This is a genomic window from Martinezella lusitana (assembly GCF_900094565.1).
Lineage (GTDB): Bacteria > Pseudomonadota > Alphaproteobacteria > Rhizobiales > Rhizobiaceae > Rhizobium > Rhizobium lusitanum.
This window is the reverse complement of record NZ_FMAF01000004.1, coordinates 559,747-576,946: the sequence shown is the minus strand read 5'-3', so window position 1 is coordinate 576,946 and position 17,200 is coordinate 559,747. Positions and strand designations below refer to the sequence as shown.

Annotated in this window: 19 protein-coding genes; 11 read left to right on the top strand and 8 right to left on the bottom strand. The window is 61.1% G+C overall.

Annotated elements, in window-relative coordinates:
• Position 1: 1 nt before the first annotated feature.
• From GA0061101_RS12000 to GA0061101_RS11980, 6 genes are read right to left on the bottom strand one after another with little or no spacing between them, the layout of a single operon-like run.
• Complete coding sequence (locus GA0061101_RS12000; RefSeq protein WP_092573611.1) at positions 2–544, bottom strand: MSMEG_0567/Sll0786 family nitrogen starvation N-acetyltransferase; 543 nt, start codon at positions 542–544, stop codon at positions 2–4.
• Positions 541–1,659: an MSMEG_0568 family radical SAM protein gene (locus GA0061101_RS11995; RefSeq protein ID WP_092573610.1), complete on the bottom strand. Its 1,119-nt coding sequence runs from the start codon at positions 1,657–1,659 to the stop codon at positions 541–543. The genes GA0061101_RS12000 and GA0061101_RS11995 overlap by 4 nt, the downstream gene beginning before the upstream one ends.
• Positions 1,586–2,629, bottom strand: a complete 1,044-nt coding sequence (locus GA0061101_RS11990) for a Nit6803 family nitrilase (protein WP_092573635.1) — start codon at positions 2,627–2,629, stop codon at positions 1,586–1,588. Before GA0061101_RS11990 ends, GA0061101_RS11995 begins: the two co-directional genes overlap by 74 nt.
• 56 nt (positions 2,630–2,685) lie before the next feature.
• Positions 2,686–3,168, bottom strand: coding sequence for an MSMEG_0572/Sll0783 family nitrogen starvation response protein (locus GA0061101_RS11985; protein WP_037193052.1), 483 nt, complete (start codon positions 3,166–3,168; stop codon positions 2,686–2,688).
• Positions 3,137–3,451 carry a hypothetical protein gene (locus tag GA0061101_RS38600; RefSeq protein WP_141694061.1) on the bottom strand — a complete coding sequence of 105 codons (315 nt, stop codon included), beginning with the start codon at positions 3,449–3,451 and terminating at the stop codon, positions 3,137–3,139. Before GA0061101_RS38600 ends, GA0061101_RS11985 begins: the two co-directional genes overlap by 32 nt.
• 56 nt (positions 3,452–3,507) lie before the next feature.
• On the bottom strand, positions 3,508–4,458 hold the full coding sequence (locus GA0061101_RS11980) for a LysR family transcriptional regulator (RefSeq protein ID WP_037193051.1): 951 nt from the start codon (positions 4,456–4,458) through the stop codon (positions 3,508–3,510).
• 98 nt (positions 4,459–4,556) lie between these two features.
• On the opposite strand from GA0061101_RS11980, the gene GA0061101_RS11975 reads away from it, so the two are divergent.
• The 9 genes from GA0061101_RS11975 to GA0061101_RS11935 all read left to right on the top strand — a co-directional run bounded on the left by GA0061101_RS11975 (position 4,557) and on the right by GA0061101_RS11935 (position 13,952).
• Positions 4,557–5,432 carry a dioxygenase family protein gene (locus GA0061101_RS11975; RefSeq protein WP_092573609.1) on the top strand — a complete coding sequence of 292 codons (876 nt, stop codon included), beginning with the start codon at positions 4,557–4,559 and terminating at the stop codon, positions 5,430–5,432.
• On the top strand, positions 5,429–6,487 hold the full coding sequence (locus GA0061101_RS11970) for a maleylacetate reductase (protein WP_037193047.1): 1,059 nt from the start codon (positions 5,429–5,431) through the stop codon (positions 6,485–6,487). Before GA0061101_RS11975 ends, GA0061101_RS11970 begins: the two co-directional genes overlap by 4 nt.
• 58 nt (positions 6,488–6,545) lie before the next feature.
• Positions 6,546–7,826 carry an ABC transporter substrate-binding protein gene (locus tag GA0061101_RS11965; protein ID WP_047558638.1) on the top strand — a complete coding sequence of 427 codons (1,281 nt, stop codon included), beginning with the start codon at positions 6,546–6,548 and terminating at the stop codon, positions 7,824–7,826.
• 70 nt (positions 7,827–7,896) lie between these two features.
• Positions 7,897–8,616: an ABC transporter ATP-binding protein gene (locus GA0061101_RS11960; protein ID WP_092573608.1), complete on the top strand. Its 720-nt coding sequence runs from the start codon at positions 7,897–7,899 to the stop codon at positions 8,614–8,616.
• Positions 8,616–9,338 (top strand): ABC transporter ATP-binding protein, encoded by a 723-nt coding sequence (locus GA0061101_RS11955; protein ID WP_037193039.1) that lies wholly within the window; start codon positions 8,616–8,618, stop codon positions 9,336–9,338. The genes GA0061101_RS11960 and GA0061101_RS11955 overlap by 1 nt, the downstream gene beginning before the upstream one ends.
• The gene (locus tag GA0061101_RS11950; protein WP_092573607.1) at positions 9,325–10,188 is read left to right on the top strand and encodes a branched-chain amino acid ABC transporter permease; all 864 of its coding nucleotides are present in this window, start codon (positions 9,325–9,327) and stop codon (positions 10,186–10,188) included. Before GA0061101_RS11955 ends, GA0061101_RS11950 begins: the two co-directional genes overlap by 14 nt.
• A 7-nt stretch (positions 10,189–10,195) precedes the next feature.
• Positions 10,196–11,311, top strand: a complete 1,116-nt coding sequence (locus GA0061101_RS11945; RefSeq protein WP_092573606.1) for a branched-chain amino acid ABC transporter permease — start codon at positions 10,196–10,198, stop codon at positions 11,309–11,311.
• Positions 11,304–13,058 (top strand): FAD-dependent oxidoreductase, encoded by a 1,755-nt coding sequence (locus GA0061101_RS11940; RefSeq protein ID WP_092573605.1) that lies wholly within the window; start codon positions 11,304–11,306, stop codon positions 13,056–13,058. The genes GA0061101_RS11945 and GA0061101_RS11940 overlap by 8 nt, the downstream gene beginning before the upstream one ends.
• Positions 13,059–13,064: 6 nt before the next feature.
• Complete coding sequence (locus GA0061101_RS11935) at positions 13,065–13,952, top strand: intradiol ring-cleavage dioxygenase (RefSeq protein ID WP_092573604.1); 888 nt, start codon at positions 13,065–13,067, stop codon at positions 13,950–13,952.
• Between the two features lie 80 nt (positions 13,953–14,032).
• Here GA0061101_RS11935 and GA0061101_RS11930 read toward each other — a convergent pair whose 3' ends face one another.
• Positions 14,033–14,824, bottom strand: coding sequence for a phenylalanine 4-monooxygenase (locus GA0061101_RS11930; protein WP_047558656.1), 792 nt, complete (start codon positions 14,822–14,824; stop codon positions 14,033–14,035).
• A 123-nt stretch (positions 14,825–14,947) separates the two neighbouring features.
• Between GA0061101_RS11930 and GA0061101_RS11925 the strand changes: the two genes are divergently transcribed.
• On the top strand, positions 14,948–15,409 hold the full coding sequence (locus tag GA0061101_RS11925; RefSeq protein WP_092573603.1) for an Lrp/AsnC family transcriptional regulator: 462 nt from the start codon (positions 14,948–14,950) through the stop codon (positions 15,407–15,409).
• Positions 15,410–15,439: 30 nt separating this feature from the next.
• Here GA0061101_RS11925 and GA0061101_RS11920 read toward each other — a convergent pair whose 3' ends face one another.
• A complete protein-coding gene (locus GA0061101_RS11920; RefSeq protein ID WP_037193029.1) occupies positions 15,440–15,919 on the bottom strand; it encodes an Lrp/AsnC family transcriptional regulator in 480 nt (159 codons plus the stop codon).
• Between the two features lie 130 nt (positions 15,920–16,049).
• On the opposite strand from GA0061101_RS11920, the gene hppD reads away from it, so the two are divergent.
• Positions 16,050–17,159 (top strand): 4-hydroxyphenylpyruvate dioxygenase, encoded by a 1,110-nt coding sequence (gene hppD, locus GA0061101_RS11915; protein WP_047558659.1) that lies wholly within the window; start codon positions 16,050–16,052, stop codon positions 17,157–17,159.
• Positions 17,160–17,200 lie beyond the last annotated feature (41 nt).

The following is a 17,200-nucleotide window of genomic DNA, read 5'->3' as shown; positions in this document are numbered from 1 at the left end:
ATCAGGCCGCCTTCTTCGGCAGCGCGACGAATCCCGTTTCCGGCGTCGGGCATGGGGGGTACCAGGCAAGGTCAGCTTTCATTCTGAGATGCGGCTTGCCGTAGATCTCGAACTCCTCGATCACGTCCCAATGCAGGCGGCGGAACAGCAGGCCGTTCTGCTCCTGCACATTGGCGAGGAAGGTGTGGCAGCCCATCGCATTGGCGGAGGAGACGGCGAGCCGGATGAGCGTTGCGCCGAGCGCGCCGATCTTGCGGAAATCCTCATGAACCGCGAGCCGCGAGCCCCACCACAGGCCGGGCTCGGCCTGATGAATGCGCACCGTGCCGACCAGCCTGTCGGCGACCGGCCCCATCATGGAGAGTGCTAAGATCGGAATCGCATGGTCGTCGATCGCGTCGCGATCGTCGCCTTCGAAAATTTTCTGCTCCTCGCAGAAGACGGAGCGGCGCAGCGCATGCGCTTCCCGCCGCTCCCATGCGGATGTTGCGAACTTCACCTGGAATTCGCCGGCCTGATAGGGTGCGAAGGGCTCGAAGATCATCTGGTCAGCATCCTTTCATAGGTGGAAAGGGCCGAGCAGGCGCCGCATTTGCCGCAGCCGGCCTTGATGTCGGTCGCCTTCAACCCGCTTTCGACCAGCATTTTCGAGAGAGGACCGAGGATCGAATGCATGAAATCCGGCTTCGGGGCCGGATGGCTTTCGAGCGGCGTTCCCGAAATCGGCACGAACGGAACCACGAAGGGATAGACGCCGATTGCGACCAGTCTTTCGCAGATATCGAGAATGGCCTGGCTTGTATCCCCGAGGCCGGCGAGGATGTAGGTCGAGACCTGCCCACGCCCGAAGACCTCTACCGCCGCCTTGAAGGAGGTCATGTATTTGCTGATCGGCACCTGCGCCTTGCCCGGCATGATGCGGGCGCGGATTTCGGGCGTCACTACTTCCAGATGCATGCCGAGCGCATCGACGCCGGCCTCCTTCATACGGGCAAACCAGGCGTCGTCTTCGGGTGGTTCGCATTGCGCCTGGATCGGCAGGTCGACGGCGGCCTTGATGGCGCGGGCGCTGTCGGCAAGGATTGCCGCGCCGCGATCCGGCCCTTTTGGCGTGCCCGTCGTCATGACCATGTGCTTGACGCCGTCCAGCTCGACGGCCGCCTTGGCCACTTCCGCGAGCTGTTCCGGGGTCTTGTGGGCAATCGTGCGGCCGGCGGCCAGCGACTGGCCGATGGCGCAGAACTGACAGGTCTTCGTGCGGCTTTGGTAGCGGATGCAGGTCTGCAACACCGTGGTCGCCAGCACGTCGCGGCCATGCAGGACGGCTATCTGCGAATAGGGAACGCCGTCGGCCGTCGTTCGCTCGTAGAAGCGCGGGCGCAGCGGAAAGGAGACCTCACCCAGCACGCGGCCGTCCCGGCTGATGCGGCTCCTGCCGCTCTCGTCCGGCCTCTCGACGAGATAGGGGCTTTCGAAGGCCGGCGCCGTATGCACCGGCACCATGACCGTCATGCCGTCGATCGTTATCGGCTTGTGGTCGGACGGGCCGGCGCCGCCACGGCGGCTCTCATGGCCCGCTTTCGGATCAACCAGCCTGGCTCCGAACGACTGCAATTCGTTGATCAGGATTTCGGTCGGAAGACGCGTCGTCGTGTCCATCGGTGTTGTTCCTTGCGGGTGCGATTTCGAAAGAATTGGGGGAGGCGATCATCGGCGCCGTGGCGCGGCCGTCGATGGCGAGATGCAGAAGTTCGGGGCGTGCGTAATGACCGACGGAATCCATCATCCGCTTGCGCTTGACGATCAGGCTCATGTCGAGATCGGCGATCAATATGCCTTCGCCCTCGGTGAGCGGCGGGGCGAGGTGCCTGCCTTCGGGCGAGATGATCGCCGTCATGCAGCCGCCGCGCAGCGCCTTTTGCAGGGTCTGGTCGGGTGTGATCGAAACGATCTGCTCGTCGGTCAGCCAACCCGTCGCATTGACCACGAAGCATCCGCTTTCCAGCGCATGATGGCGGATCGTCACTTCCATCTGCTCGGCAAAGATCGGCCCGACCATCGAGCCCGGAAACTGGGCGATGTGGATTTCCTCGTGCTGGGCCATCAGCGCGTAGCGGGCGAGCGGATTGTAATGCTCCCAGCAGGCAAGCGCGCCGAGCCGCCCGATGCGGCTGTCGACGACCGCAAGGCCCGAGCCGTCGCCCTGGCCCCAGATCATCCGCTCGTGGAAGGTCGGCGTGATCTTGCGGCGCTTCAGGATGAGCGTGCCGTCGGCATCGAAGAGGAGCTGGCCGTTATAGAGCGAGCCATGATCCCGCTCGTTGATGCCGAGCGCGACGACGATACCGTGCTCGCGGGCCGCAGCGGCGACCGCATCCGTGGCGGCACTGGGCACGGTGACCGCCTCTTCATAGAGGCGCAGGTGCTCCTTGCCGGAGAGAACCGGCGGCAGCACGAATGAGAAATAGGGGTACCAGGGGACGAACGTCTCCGGAAAGACGATGAGATCCGCACCCTTCGATGCAGCCTCCCGGATCGCTTCCAGGACCCGCGCGAGCGTTTTCTCACACGAGGTCAGGTCCGGGGCGATTTGCGCAGCGGCGGCGCGGACGATCGGTTTCTTCTCCATGGCGGGCTCCATCGGTTGGGACGAGGGAGGCGAAGCGGCGCTCCGCCTCCGGCGGGTCAGAGCGTCCAGGTGTCGAGGATGAAGGCGCCGTCGCGACGATGGATCAGGATGAGGTCGAGAACATCGAGCGGGCTGATCGGCCTGATTCCTGGAATAAGCGAGGATTCGCCGTGGCCGTAGAGCGCCTGGAGAGCGAACCGGCATGCATAGACCTTGCCGCCTTCCTCCATGAAGCCCTTGATCTGGTTGTTGAAGTTGAGATGACCCGGGAAGGCCTCGGCTCCGAGCCTGGGAAAGCCGCGCTGCACGCCAAGCGTAACGCCCGGGCCGTAGAGAAGAACGGATGTTTCGAAGCCCTTTCGCTTCAGGCGCTTTGCCTGGAGCAGGTTCACAAGGCCGATCGAACCTTCGAAGGCAACGGTGTGGAAGGTGATAAGGGCTTTCTCACCCTCTTTGGCCTGAACGTCCTCGAAGACCTTCTCTTCGTAGTCGACGAGAAAGTCTCCGTCAGCATGGGCGGGTGCGGTAATTGTGGGCATGAATGGCTCCTGTGTTTGAAGTCAGGCCCCGTCGCGGGGAGTACAGCCATTCAACTGCAAGCACCGTGCCAATATCGATTTTGCCTAAATTACAATCAAAGGAATGAATTATGCAGTCAATTATGCTATCAATAATTTGATATATCTGCTGTTGGACGGAATTTGACAAAATATGGGGCAAAATCATGCCAAAAATGAAAGCCATCATGCATCCAATTAATGCATTCAATATACATTCATTGGATGCGCCAAACGCATCCCCGTTCGGGAGAAACTTCGACACGATGCTGGCTCCCCGGGTAGCGATCGGCCGGCATGAGGCAGGCCAAGGCCTGCGCGCTACACCCCCCAGACGACGGATTCCTCATGGCGCTTGATAAGATGCCTCAGTGTCTCGAAACCAGAGCGGACAAAGTCCGCGAACTGGTCGACTGCGGGAGAGCGTGGCGCATCGATGCGTTTCAGGATGGAAAGCGCGCGCTCGGGATGGGGAATGTTGATCGGCAGCGCAGTGATGCTCTTATCCTTGCGTTGGGCGAATACCACGCTGTGCGGCATGACGGTCAGAGCGTCCGCAGCTTTCAGATAGTTGATCACGCCCATCAGCGACCCACCGGAATAGCGGATCTTGATCTCGGTCGCGCCGAACGACAGGAGCAGCGCGCGCAGGTCGGCCAGCAGCGGGCTGCCCGGCGGCGGCGCGACCCAGGGATAGTCCAGAAGCTGGGCCGGCTGCAGCTTTCTTTTCAGCAGCAGAGGGTGGGTCACCCTGCAGGCGATGACGTTGCGGCCGGGCAAGATCTGTTGGAATTCCAGCCCCGAGCCCTCGTCAAGAATATCGATGGGGCAGATGGCGAGGTCTATCTGGTCGGCCTTGAGGGCGGCTCTGAGATCGGAAAAATAGCCGTAGGACTGCTCGATGCGCACATCCGGATGCGTCGCCTGGAATTCGGCGCATAGCCCGGCGATCAGCCCATCCATGAAGAAAGGGGTTCCTCCGACACGGACGACGCCGCTCTTGCCGACGCGGAAGCTCTCCACCAGATCCGTTGCCTTGCGGGAGGCCGCCAGCATCACCAGGCCATATTCGGCGAGCGACGATCCAAGCGCCGTCGGCTGCAGCGGCCGCCTGCCCTTGATGAAGAGCGGCTCGCCCAATCGTTGCTCCAGCATCGAAAGCGTGCGCGACACCGCCGGTTGGGCAAGGCCCAGAAGGGCCGCACCTTCGGTGACACCGCCGGTTTTAACCACAGCCGCAAGCTGAATAAGATGGCGTTCGTCGATCTTCATAACAATCCGTTATATTATGGCGGAAAGAAATCATCAACGCTCCCACCTCTTGCTGCTACCTTGTTGTCGATCAGGCTTGCGTATGTGGGAGGAGATGCATGTCGCCAGGTGTCGATATGCCGATTTTTAGCGAGGCGACCTCATCGGAGGTCTTCGCCGGGCGCCTTCCTCAACAAAAAGGCAATCAGCTGGCGCAGCTGATGGTGGCTGTCGTGGAGCATGTCCACGATCTCATCAGGGAATTCCGGCCGACACAGGACGAGTGGCGCAAGGTGATCGCCTTCCTGACCGAGGTCGGCCACGCAAGCGACGAGCGCCGACAGGAATGGGTGCTGCTGTCAGATCTCCTGGGTGCTTCGGCGCTGGTTGAGGAAATCAACTCGAAGCGGCCGAAGGGCGCGACCCCGAATACGGTGCGGGGGCCGTTCTTCCGCGATGATGCACCGGAGCGCGCGCTTGGCGCATCGATCTCGCTCGATGGTGTGGGTGAGCCTCTTTCCGTGTCCGCACGTGTGCAGGATCTTGACGGCCAGCCTGTCGCCGGCGCCGAAGTCATCACCTGGCAGGCGAATGCTCAAGGGTTCTACGAGAACCAGCAGCCCGACCTGCAGCCTGAGTATAATCTGCGTGGCCTGTTTCGCACCGATCCTGATGGCCGCATCCGCTATCGAACCATCGTGCCGAAGGGATATGGCGTGCCGGATGACGGGCCGGTGGGCAGATTGCTCGCCAATGCCGGCTATCCCTTGCGCCGGCCCGCGCACCTGCATTTCGTCGTTCGCGCCGAGGGGTTCGATACGATCACAACGCATGTCTACGATCGCAACGATCCGCATCTGGGCGAGGATGCCCTGTTCGGCGTGAAGCCCGAATTGCTGCGGGACTTCCGGGTCACCGGTACGGATAACGCGTCGACGAAGACGCTCGACTTCACCTTCGTCATGGTCAGGGCAAAACCAGGGAGGCCGCGATGATCAGCGAATTTTCCTATGCCGGAAGTGCAGCCAGGATCGTTTTCGGCGAAGGAAAGAGCAATAGCGTGGCCGAATGGGTGGAGAAATCCGGCCGTCAGCGTGCACTGGTCCTGTCCACGCCGCATCAGCGCGCCGACGCGGAGGCTCTTGCGAAGAGCTTGGGGCAGCTTTCGGCCGGGGTGTTTGCCGGCGCAGTCATGCATACACCGATCGATGTGACGGAGAGGGCGATGGAAGCCGTTGCCGAAGCCAAGGCGGATTGCGTGGTCTCGCTCGGCGGCGGCTCGACGACCGGTCTCGGAAAGGCCATCGCCTATCGCACGGATCTGCTCCAGATCGTGGTGCCGACGACCTATGCCGGCTCCGAGGTCACCCCCATCCTCGGCCAGACCGAGCGAGGGGTGAAGACGACGGTACGGCATGAGAGGATATTGCCGGAGATCGTCATTTACGATCCGCTGCTGACCCATGGATTGCCGGTCACCATGAGCGTGACGAGCGGGCTGAACGCCATGGCGCATGCCGTCGAGGGACTCTATGCGCAGGATCGCAATCCGATTTCGAGCCTGATGGCGATCGAGGGGCTGAGGGCTTTCAAATCCAGCCTGCCTGCTATCGTTGATGATCCGAGGAATGCTTCTGCGCGTAGCGAAGCGCTCTATGCCGCATGGCTGTGCGGTTCGGTTCTCGGGGCTGTCGGCATGGCCCTGCACCATAAGATCTGCCACACGCTGGGCGGCCTGTTCGATACGCCGCATGCCGAGACGCATGCTGTCATGCTGCCGCATACGGCAGCCTTCAATGCGCATGCCGCACGCAGCGAGCTTGCTCCGGCGGCGGAGCTCTTCGGCGGTTCCATCGGCGGCGGCCTCTGGGACTTCGCCAAATCGATCGGCGCGCCCTTGAGCCTGCAGACTGTCGGTCTCAGCGAGGAAGATCTCGACAGGGCCACGGCAGTCGCAATGGAAAATCCCTACTGGAATCCGAGGCCGGTCGATCGTGCCTCGATCCGTCAGATGCTGCAGGAAGCCTGGGAAGGCAAACGCCCGGGGTAGGAAACGACCCGCGCCGCAGGCGCGCTCTTTGGGAGGAGAGGGGATTATGGGAGGAAACATGTTTACCAGACGCGATTTTCTGAAAACCACGGCCGCCGGCGGCACCGCGATTGCGGTATCCGCTTTCGCAGCACCGGCGATTGCCCAGAAGAAACCGATCAAGCTCGGCTATGTCAGCCCGCAAACCGGGCCGCTTGCCGGCTTCGGCGAGGCCGACAAGTTCGTCATCGACAACTTTATCGCGACGACCAAGAAGCTCGGCCTCAGCTACGAGGTCGTGGTCAAGGACAGCCAGTCCAATCCCAACCGGGCGGCTGCCGTTGCGAAGGAACTGATCGTCACCGACGAGGTCAACCTGGTGCTGGTCTCGTCGACTCCGGAGACCACCAATCCGGTGTCCACCACTTGCGAGGCGGAGGAGATGCCCTGCATTTCCACGGTGGCGCCCTGGCAGCCCTGGTTCATCGGCCAGCAGGGCAATCCCGGCGACCCGTCGAGCTGGAAGCCGTTCAACTATGCCTATCACTTCTTCTGGGGGCTTGAGGACATCATTGCCGTCTTTACCGGCATGTGGAGCCAGATCGAGACCAACAAGAAGGTCGGCGGCCTCTTCCCCAATGATGGCGACGGCAACGCCTGGGGCGACAAGGTCGTGGGCTTCCCGCCCGTGCTGGAGAAGCTCGGCTACAGTCTCACCGATACCGGCCGCTTCCAGAACCTGACGGATGATTTTTCCGCGCAGATCAATGCCTTCAAGCAGGGCCAGACCGATATTCTGACCGGCGTGCTCATTCCGCCCGACCTGACCACCTTCTGGAACCAGGCCAAGCAGCAGGGTCTCAAGCCAAAGATCGCGTCGATCGGCAAGGCGCTCCTGTTCCCGCAAACGGTGGCGGCGCTGGGCAATGCCGGCCATAACCTGTCGACCGAGGTCTGGTGGACGCCGAGCCACCCGTTCAAATCGTCGCTGACGGGGCAAACGGCCGCCGACGTGGCTGCAGCCTTCACGCAGGCGACCGGCCGTCCCTGGACGCAGCCGATCGGCTTTGCCCATGCGCTCTTCGAACTTGCTGTCGATGTGATGAAGCGCGCCGAGGATGTGGGTGAGGGCGACGCCGTTGCCAAAGCCATCGGCCAGACTAAGCTGGACACGCTCGTCGGGCCGATCGCCTGGGGGAGCGACAAGCTGCCGCCGTTCGCTCAGAAGAATGTCGCCAAGACACCCCTGGTCGGCGGTCAATGGCGGCTGAAGACCGATGGCGGCTATGACCTCGTCGTGGTCGAAAACCGCCTGGCGCCCAACGTGCCGCTTGGCGGCAAGCTGGAAGCCCTGACGTGATCTCGCGCCGCCATCAAATCCGTTGCCCCGCGCTCGACGTGGTGGAGCAACAGCAATCGGGAGGAGCGCCATGCCCCTGCTTGAACTGAACGAGGTATCCAAGTCTTTCGGTGCGCTCGTGGTCGCCGAGAATATCGGCTTTTCGGTCGAGGCAGGCGAGGCATTGGGCGTCATCGGACCGAACGGCGCGGGCAAGTCGACACTCTTCAATCTGATCACCGGCAATCTTGCGGTCGATCGCGGATCGATCGAATTTAATGGTCGCGATGTGACGCGCGATCCTCCCATGCAGCGATGCTTTGCCGGCATGGGGCGCACGTTTCAGATCCCGCAGCCCTTCGAGCGGCTGACGGTCTATGAAAACCTGCTGGTCGCCGGCGCCTTCGGCTCGCGAACGTCCGAGCGGGAGGTGGAAGCCTATTGCGCCGATGTCCTCGTCGAAACGGGCCTCATCGGCAGGGCCAATAATCTTGCCGGCTCTCTGTCGCTGCTGGAACGAAAGAGACTGGAGCTGGCGCGTGCCCTGGCGACCAAGCCCAAGCTTCTCCTGCTCGATGAAATCGCCGGCGGCCTGACCGACGGCGAATGCCGGCAACTGATCGCCACGATCAAACGCGTTCATCGGCGGGGTGTGACGATCATCTGGATCGAGCATGTGCTGCATGCGCTGACGGCGGTGGCCGAGCGCCTGCTCGTGCTCAACTTCGGGCGGGTGATCGGCATCGGCAAGCCCGACGCCATCATGAACTCGCGCGACGTCCGCGAAATCTATCTCGGCATGGAGGTCTGATGGCAAACCTTCTGCAGATAGCCGGCCTCAAGGCTTTTTACCGCGATTTCCAGGCTCTCTTCGGCGTCGATCTGTACCTCGATGCCGGTGAAACGGTCGCGGTCATCGGCGCCAACGGCGCCGGCAAATCGACGTTGATGCGATCGGTCGCCGGTGTTCTCAGCAACCAGCCTGAGATGGTGGTCTACAAAGGCGAGCCGATTGGGGCGCTTTCGGCGCCTGACGTCATGGCTCGCGGCATCGCTCTCGTTCCGGAAGGGCGCAAGCTGTTTGCCTCCATGACCGTGGAGGAGAACCTGCTGATCGGAACATACGGCCGCAAGGTCGACGGACCGTGGACGCTGCGCGGCGTCTACGAGCTTTTTCCCATTCTCCAGGAGCGCCGGCACAATCCTTCCACGGCACTTTCCGGCGGCCAGCAGCAGATGGTGGCGATCGGTCGGGCGCTGATGTCCAATCCGCAGGTTCTGCTGTGCGATGAGCTGAGCCTCGGTCTGGCGCCCGTCGTCATCAAGGATATTTATGCGGCCTTCCCCCGCATCCGCGCCACGGGCGCCGCCATAATCATCGTCGAGCAGGATATCGGCCAGGCGCTTGCCGTGTCCGACCGTGTCTATTGCATGATGGAAGGCCGGATCACCTTGACCGGCCGCCCCGGAGAGCTCGACCGCGCGCAGATCCACGCCGCCTATTTCGGAGCTGATCAACATGAACTGGGTTGATACGATCCTCCAAGGCGTTCTGCTCGGCGGGCTCTATGCCCTGTTCGCCGCCGGCCTCAGCCTCGTGTTCGGCATCATGCGGCTGGTCAATCTGGCGCATGGCGACCTTATCGTCTTTGCGGCCTTTCTCATCCTGGTGTTGGTGTCGACGCTTGGCGTCAATCCGTTCCTTGCCGCCGCGATTGCCGCACCGCTGATGTTCGCGATCGGCTGGCTGGTGCAATTCATTCTTCTCAATCGCACTCTCGGCAAGGATATCCTGCCGCCGCTGCTCGTCACCTTCGGCCTCTCGATCGTCATTCAAAACGGGCTCATGGAAGGCTTCAGTGCCGACAGCCGCCGTGTGTCGGCCGGCGCACTGGAGACGGCCTCCATCCCGCTTGCCGGCCTCAATATCGGCCTCATGCCTCTGTTGACGTTCGCCTCGGCAATTCTTGTCATCCTCGTGCTGAACAGGCTGATCTACAGCACCTCGATCGGCCGCGCGTTCCGAGCCACTTCCGATGATCCCGTGACGGCAGGGTTGATGGGCGTCCGCCCCGAGCGAATTTTTGCCATGGCGACCGGGATCGCCATGGTCGTCGTCACGATCGCCGCCCTTTATCTTGGAACCCGCGCGAATTTCGATCCGAGCGCCGGACCGTCGCGATTGATCTATGCTTTCGAGGCCGTGATCATCGGCGGTCTCGGCTCGCTTTGGGGCACGCTGGCGGGCGGTATTATCCTTGGCGTTGCGCAGACCTTCGGCGCCGCCATCAATCCGGAGTGGCAGATCCTGGCGGGTCACATCGCCTTCCTCCTCGTACTCGTCTGCAAGCCGCGTGGTCTTTTCCCGCGAGCGATCGATTGAGGGTCCCATGACGTCAGGTTTCGAAACAATGATGGCAGAAGACGGGTCGCAAACCCCTTGGCGCACCGAAATAGGAACGCGGCTTTCGACAGGCTTTGCAGGCGTGGCTCTCCTCGTGCTGGCGGGCTTGGCTTTCGCGCCTTTCGTGGTCTCGCGCGGTGTGCTGCAGGACCTGTTCTTCATTCTGACCATGCTGGCGCTCGCACAAAGCTGGAACCTTCTTGCCGGCTATGCCGGGCTGATCTCCGTCGGGCAGCAGCTTTTCGTCGGCTGCGGCGCCTATGCTCTCTTCGGACTGGTCACCCTTCTCGGCATGGACCCGACCCTCGCGGTGCTGCTGGCCGGCGTGGTTGCGGCACTTCTCGCGGTCCCCACCGCCTTCTTCGTGTTTCGCTTGCACGGACCCTATTTCGCCATCGGCACCTGGGTGATCGCGGAAGTCGGCCGGCTGGTGCTTGCCCAGTGGAAGATGCTCGGCGGCGGCACGGGAACCTCCCTGCCGCGTGAGGCGGCCAGGGACATGGCCGGCATCGCGCTGCTCAAGGATTGGTTTGGCATGAAGGCAGCGCTTGCCGCCGATGCTCTCACCTTCTGGCTGGCGCTGATCATGGTCGCGATTACCATCGGCTTTGTCTATCGCCTGCTCAAAAGCAAGCAGGGCCTCGGCCTGGCGGCTGTGCGCGACAATGAAACCGCCGCCCGCGCGCTGGGTGTGGATGCCAGGCGCATGAAGGTGACGGTCTATCTCGCCACGGCCTTTCTGACAGGCATCGTCGGTGCCCTGATCTATCTGCAGAAGGGCCGGATCTCCCCGGATGCCGCCTTCTCGCTCACGGACTGGACAGCCTATGTGCTTTTCATCGTTGTCATCGGCGGCATCGGAACGATCGAGGGGCCGATCGTCGGTGTGATCCTGTTCTTTTTCCTGCAGAATGCGCTCGCAAGCTATGGGTCCTGGTACCTGCTGCTGCTCGGTGCGCTGGCGATCGCTACCATGCTTTTCGCGCCGCGCGGCCTTTGGGGTTTGGTCAGCGAGCGCACCGGCATCGAACTCTTTCCGGTCCGCCGTGTCTTGAAGGGCAGACCGCTCGCACAAACAGCAAAGGGAGGGCCAAATGGCTGACATCACGACCGACGTTCTCATCATTGGCACAGGGCCTGCCGGCTCGGCGACGGCCGCATTGCTGGCCAGCTACGGGTTGGAGCCTCTGGTGATCAACCGCTATCGCTGGCTGGCCACCACACCGCGGGCGCACATCACCAACCAGCGTACGATGGAGGTTCTGCGCGATCTCGGCCGCGATGTGGAGGACGAAGCCTATATGTTCGCGACCGAGCAGGAGCTCATGGGCGAAAACGTCTTCTGCACGGCGATCAACGGCGAAGAGATCGGCCGCATGAAGAGCTGGGGCACGCATCCGCTCTCGCAGGCGGAACACCAGCTGTCATCGCCGAGCCATATGAACGATCTGCCCCAGACCTTCATGGAGCCGCTGCTCTTCAAAACCGCCTGTTCGCGTGGCGCGCAGGCGCGCATGTCGACGGAATATCTGAGCCACGTGCAGGACGAGGACGGCGTGACCACGACATGCCTCGATCGGCTGACGGGCAAGGAAGTCACCGTGCGCTCGAAATTTCTGATCGGCGCCGATGGCGGCAATTCCAAAGTTGCCGAGCATGCCGGTCTCAGCTTCGAGGGAAAGATGGGGGTCGCGGGCTCGATGAACATCCTTTTCGAGGCGGATCTCTCGCCCTATGTTTCGCGCCGTCCCTCTGTGCTTTACTGGGTGCTGCAGCCGGGAGCCGATGTCGGCGGCATCGGCATGGGCCTCGTGCGCATGGTGCGGCCCTGGCATGAGTGGCTGATCGTCTGGGGCTATGACATCAACGAGCCGCCTCCGGCCGTCGACGAAGCATTTGCGATCAGGGTGGTGCGGGACCTCACCGGCGTTGCCGACCTGCAGCCGAAGATAAAATCGGTGTCGACCTGGACCGTCAACAACATGTATGCCACCACCATGTCCAACGGCCGGGTGTTCTGCATGGGCGATGCCGCCCATCGCCATCCCCCCTCGAACGGCCTTGGCTCCAACACGTCCATTCAGGACGGTTTCAATCTCGCCTGGAAGCTGGCGATGGTGATCAGGGGGCAGGCGGGCCGCGGTCTTCTCGACAGCTATCAGGCGGAGCGGGCGCCGGTCGCCAAGCAGATCGTTACCCGCGCCAACAAGTCGATCGAGGAGTTCGGGCCGATCTTCAGTGCGTGCGGCCTTCTGGACTCCGTCGATCCGGTGAAGATGCAGCAGAACATGGATGCCCGCTGTGATGACACGCCCGACGCCGAACGGCAGCGCAAGGAGATCCGCGAGGCGATTGCGGCCAAGGTCTATGAGTTCGATGCGCATGGCGTTGAAATGAATCAGCGTTACCGGTCGGATGCCATCGTCACCGACGGGCAACCGGAGCCCGGTTTCGAGACGGATGCGGAGTTGCATTATCAGCCGACGACATGGCCCGGCGCACGCCTGCCGCATACCTGGCTCTTCGGCCCCGACGGGGAAAAGGTGTCGACGCTCGACATTACCGGCCATGGACGGTTTACCGTGCTGACCGGCATCGGCGGCGATGCCTGGCTTGCGGCGGCAAGGGCGCTTGCTAAGGAATTCTGCATCGAGCTCATTGCGCACAAGATCGGTCCGCGGCAGCAATGGCAGGACTACACCGGCGATTGGGCGCGGGCGCGTGAAATCCGGGATTCCGGCGCGATCCTCGTTCGTCCGGACCATCATGTCGCCTGGCGCTGTGACGGTACTATCGCCGATCCCGTCGGCGAACTGCGCCGCGTATTGAACACCATTTTGGATCGGTGACTGATCATGGAAGCGCATGAAAAAGGATATTTCACAGAGGAAAACTCGGTCGAGGTCGTGACCGGCCGCAACGCCAACGCCAAGAGCGAACGGCTGAAGGAGGTCATGTCGGTCATTACGCTCAAACTACATGAGGCGGTGAAGCAGATCGAGCCGACCCAGGAGGAGTGGATGGAGGCGATCCTCTTCCTCACCCGGACAGGCGGGATGTGCAACGAATGGCGTCAGGAATTCATCCTGCTTTCGGATGTGCTTGGCGTATCGATGCTGGTCGACGCCATCAACAACCGCAAGCCTTCAGGCGCATCCGAGAGCACGGTGTTGGGTCCGTTCCATGTCGCCGACGCGCCGGAATTGCCGATGGGCGCCAACATCTGCCTCGACAGCAAGGGCGAGGATATGGTGATCTCCGGCCGCATCCTGGATATCGAGGGCAACCCTATCAAGAATGCGGTCATCGATGTCTGGCAGGCCAATGACGAGGGCTTCTACGACGTCCAGCAAAAAGGTCTTCAGCCTGATTTTAATCTGCGCGGGATATTCCGCACCGGGGGAGACGGAAGCTACTGGTTCCGGGCGGTCAAGCCGAAATACTATCCGATCCCGGATGATGGACCTGTCGGCCAGTTGCTGGCCCAGCTCGGCCGCCACCCGTACCGGCCCGCGCACCTGCACTACATCATCTCGGCCGATGGTTTTGAAACGCTGACGACCCACATCTTCGATCCGGACGATCCCTACATCCATTCGGATGCTGTCTTCGGCGTGAAGGAGAGCCTGCTTGCCAAGTTCAGGCTGACTGAAGATCAGGCGAGGGCAAGGCAGCTCGAGTTTTCAGGCAAGTTCTGGGAGGTTAACCACGACTTCGTTCTCGCCTATAAGCGACAAGTCTAGGACATGGTTGACGATGCGTATTGGATAATCGGCAGCGGGAGGACGCTGCCGATCTTTGTCGTCGCCGGATCGTCCGCGGCTCACGAGGCCTTGGCTTCGAAGGCGGGCGGGAAATCGCCCAGCGACTTTGCCTTGAGGATCAGGCCTTCGATATCCTCATCGACGATCGCTTCAAGGTCGCTGAAGCTGTCGATAACATAGTAGATCGGCTGGACGATATCGATCCGGTAGGGCGTCCTGAGCACGCTCAGCAGATCGAACGGCCGAAACTCGCACGCCTTGCCTTCCATCGCCGCCTTCGCTTCGCTTGGCGAGGAGACGATGCCCGCGCCGAAGCAGCGGCGGCCCTCCGGCGTATTGATCAGGCCGAACTCGACAGTGAACCAGAAGATGCGGAACAGGTGCCAGGAATAGCCCTTGCCGAGGCGTACGGCAGTTTCGCCGAAATGCCGTACGAAATTGGCATAACTCTGATTGGTCAGCAGCGGGCAATGGCCGAAGACTTCGTGGAACAGGTCCGGTTCCTCGATATAGTCGATATGCTCGCGACGGCGAAGGAAGGTGGCGAGCGGAAACTTGCCTTGCGACAGGAGCTCGTAGAAGCGGGAAGGCGGAATGAGTGCCGGCACGCCTTCCACCCCGAAGCCCGTCGTTTCGTTCAGGCGGCGGTTGACGTCGCGCAGCTGGGGCACCTTGTCCGGCTTCAGCCCCAGGGTTTTGACGCCGTCCAGATATTCGCGGCAGGCCATATTGGCGAGCAGCTTCAACTGACGCCGATAGAGTTCGCCCCATATCGCATCTTCTTCGGCGGTATAGGCGTATAAGCCATCCGGGCCTGGCAATTTGGCGGTGTAGCTGCTTTCCTTGACCATAGCTCGATCCTCCCAGATGCTGCGGTATCTTTCCAATTATGAACCGAGTTCGCGGGAAATTCTTTCCTTTTCCGGTAAAAATGGACGTGGTATTGGTAAATCTTCTCAAAAACGGTGCAGAAGATGAAAGAATCTGGGAATCCTCACCGCAAGCTTCTGCAATCGATCCAGGCCGATGGCAGTCTTTCGCTGGCAGACCTGTCGGAAAAGGCCGGTATGTCGCAGAGTTCGACCTGGCGGAAGATCCATGAACTGGAATCGGAGGGTGTCATCCGCAAGCGAGTGACGCTGCTCGATCCCGGCAAACTCGATCTCAAGCTTTGTGTGATCGCGCATGTAACACTGGAGGACCATCACGAGGAGACAGTGGCGTCTTTCGCATCGGTGGTATCGGAGCGGCCGGAGATCATGGAATGCTATGCCCTGTCCGGCGCCTTCGACTACATGCTGAAGATCAGGGCGAAGGACGTGGAAAGCTACGAGGCGTTCATGACCCATTACCTGCTGCGCAACCGGCGTGTTCGCACTGTCGTTTCGAGCTTTGTGCTGCGCGAGCTGAAATTCTCGACCGAATTGCCGATCTAGCGCCTGTCAGGCCGGATGCGCGCCACCATGTCAGCTGTGCGGCATGAGCACCGGGAACCCTTCGAATGTCTTCAGCGTATCGAGCACAATGGAAGTCTTTACGTGTTGCACCGACTCGTGCGGCAACAGGATGTCGTTGACGAATCTCGAGAGGTCAGCGAGCCCCCGTGTCGCGACCTTCAGGTGGTAGTCCATCTCACCCGTCAGCGCATAGGCTTCGAGAACTTCCGGCAGCCCGTTGATCAGCTGGGAAAATCGGCGAGCATTGTCCCTGTTATGGGTCGCAAGCGTCACCGAGATAACCACCAGCATATCCAGACCGAGCTTCTGCCGATCGAGGTTTGCCTGGTAGCTGCGAATATATCCTTCGGCTTCCAGCCTCGTTCGCCGGCGCGAGCATTGCGAGGGTGAAAGCGCGATCCGCTCGCCCAGTTCGTTGTTCGTCAGCCGGCCGTCTTTCTGGAGTTCCTGCAGCAGGCGCAGATCCAATTTGTCGAGTTGTTCATCCATTGCGCAAAACTTCCAAAATCCTCACAGATCGTGTATAATATTTTCGCTTCGCATGAAGAATGCAAGAACTTTGCATGCGTTTTGGGCCACACTTTGCATAGACAGAGTCCAATCTTCCGAGGAGGAGAAAATGGGTCCTTTTCCGCATGACGCGCCGCCGTCGGAAATTACCGCCGACAATCCGGCCGGCACCGACGGCTTCGAATTCGTTGAATTCGCTCATCCCGAGCCCGAGAAGCTGCGTGAGCTCTTCACGCGCATGGGCTATACTCCTGTTGCCAAGCACAAGACGAAGGACATCACCGTCTGGCGTCAAGGCGATATCAATTATGTGCTGAATGCCGAGCCGGGCAGCCATGCCGCCCGTTTCGCGGCAGAACACGGCCCCGCTGCTCCGTCGATGGCCTGGCGGGTCGTTGATGCCAAGCACGCCTTCGACCATGCCGTGTCAAAAGGTGCTGTTCCCTATGAAGGGAATGACAAGGCGCTCGATGTCCCGGCAATTGTCGGCATCGGCGGTTCGCTGCTCTATTTCGTCGAAACCTATGGCAAAAAGGGATCGGCTTACGATGCCGAGTTCGATTGGCTGGGCGAGCGCGACCCGCATCCCGAAGGTGTCGGCTTCTATTATCTCGACCATCTGACGCACAACGTCTTTCGCGGCAACATGGACAAGTGGTGGGCATTTTATCGCGAATTGTTCAATTTCAAGCAGATTCACTTCTTCGATATCGACGGGCGCATCACCGGTCTGGTGAGCCGCGCGATCACGTCTCCCTGCGGCAAGATCCGCATTCCGCTGAATGAATCGAAGGACGACACAAGCCAGATCGAGGAGTTCCTGAAGAAGTACAAGGGCGAGGGCATCCAGCACATCGCCGTCGGAACGGAAGACATCTACGAAGGCACCGACAGGCTTGCCGATAATGGACTGCGCTTCATGCCAGGTCCGCCGGAGACCTACTACGATATGTCCTATAAGCGTGTGAACGGCCACGACGAGCCCATCGACCGCATGAAGAAGCATGGTATCCTCATCGACGGCGAAGGCGTGGTGAATGGCGGCCTGACGAAGATCCTGCTGCAGATCTTCTCCAAGACGGTCATCGGCCCGATCTTCTTCGAATTCATTCAGCGCAAAGGCGACGAGGGCTTCGGCGAAGGCAATTTCCGGGCTCTCTTCGAGTCGATCGAAGCAGATCAGATCAAGCGCGGCGTCATCGGCACGGCGGCCGAATGATCTCTAGGCGACCCGGCGATTGCATGGGGTCGCCCTCAGTT

Excerpts from the sequence above, each read along its gene's own strand:
- GA0061101_RS11970 (WP_037193047.1), top strand. The coding sequence starts at position 5,429 with ATGATCAGCGAATTTTCCTATGCCGGAAGTGCAGCCAGGATCGTTTTC.
- GA0061101_RS12000 (WP_092573611.1), bottom strand. The coding sequence starts at position 544 with ATGATCTTCGAGCCCTTCGCACCCTATCAGGCCGGCGAATTCCAGGTG.
- GA0061101_RS11995 (WP_092573610.1), bottom strand. The coding sequence starts at position 1,659 with ATGGACACGACGACGCGTCTTCCGACCGAAATCCTGATCAACGAATTG.
- GA0061101_RS11920 (WP_037193029.1), bottom strand. The coding sequence starts at position 15,919 with ATGGATGAACAACTCGACAAATTGGATCTGCGCCTGCTGCAGGAACTC.
- GA0061101_RS11965 (WP_047558638.1), top strand. The coding sequence starts at position 6,546 with ATGTTTACCAGACGCGATTTTCTGAAAACCACGGCCGCCGGCGGCACC.
- GA0061101_RS11990 (WP_092573635.1), bottom strand. The coding sequence starts at position 2,629 with ATGGAGAAGAAACCGATCGTCCGCGCCGCCGCTGCGCAAATCGCCCCG.
- GA0061101_RS11945 (WP_092573606.1), top strand. The coding sequence starts at position 10,196 with ATGACGTCAGGTTTCGAAACAATGATGGCAGAAGACGGGTCGCAAACC.
- hppD (WP_047558659.1), top strand. The coding sequence starts at position 16,050 with ATGGGTCCTTTTCCGCATGACGCGCCGCCGTCGGAAATTACCGCCGAC.
- GA0061101_RS11975 (WP_092573609.1), top strand. The coding sequence starts at position 4,557 with ATGTCGCCAGGTGTCGATATGCCGATTTTTAGCGAGGCGACCTCATCG.
- GA0061101_RS11955 (WP_037193039.1), top strand. The coding sequence starts at position 8,616 with ATGGCAAACCTTCTGCAGATAGCCGGCCTCAAGGCTTTTTACCGCGAT.
- GA0061101_RS11950 (WP_092573607.1), top strand. The coding sequence starts at position 9,325 with ATGAACTGGGTTGATACGATCCTCCAAGGCGTTCTGCTCGGCGGGCTC.
- GA0061101_RS11935 (WP_092573604.1), top strand. The coding sequence starts at position 13,065 with ATGGAAGCGCATGAAAAAGGATATTTCACAGAGGAAAACTCGGTCGAG.
- GA0061101_RS11930 (WP_047558656.1), bottom strand. The coding sequence starts at position 14,824 with ATGGTCAAGGAAAGCAGCTACACCGCCAAATTGCCAGGCCCGGATGGC.
- GA0061101_RS11985 (WP_037193052.1), bottom strand. The coding sequence starts at position 3,168 with ATGCCCACAATTACCGCACCCGCCCATGCTGACGGAGACTTTCTCGTC.
- GA0061101_RS11960 (WP_092573608.1), top strand. The coding sequence starts at position 7,897 with ATGCCCCTGCTTGAACTGAACGAGGTATCCAAGTCTTTCGGTGCGCTC.
- GA0061101_RS11925 (WP_092573603.1), top strand. The coding sequence starts at position 14,948 with ATGAAAGAATCTGGGAATCCTCACCGCAAGCTTCTGCAATCGATCCAG.
- GA0061101_RS11980 (WP_037193051.1), bottom strand. The coding sequence starts at position 4,458 with ATGAAGATCGACGAACGCCATCTTATTCAGCTTGCGGCTGTGGTTAAA.
- GA0061101_RS11940 (WP_092573605.1), top strand. The coding sequence starts at position 11,304 with ATGGCTGACATCACGACCGACGTTCTCATCATTGGCACAGGGCCTGCC.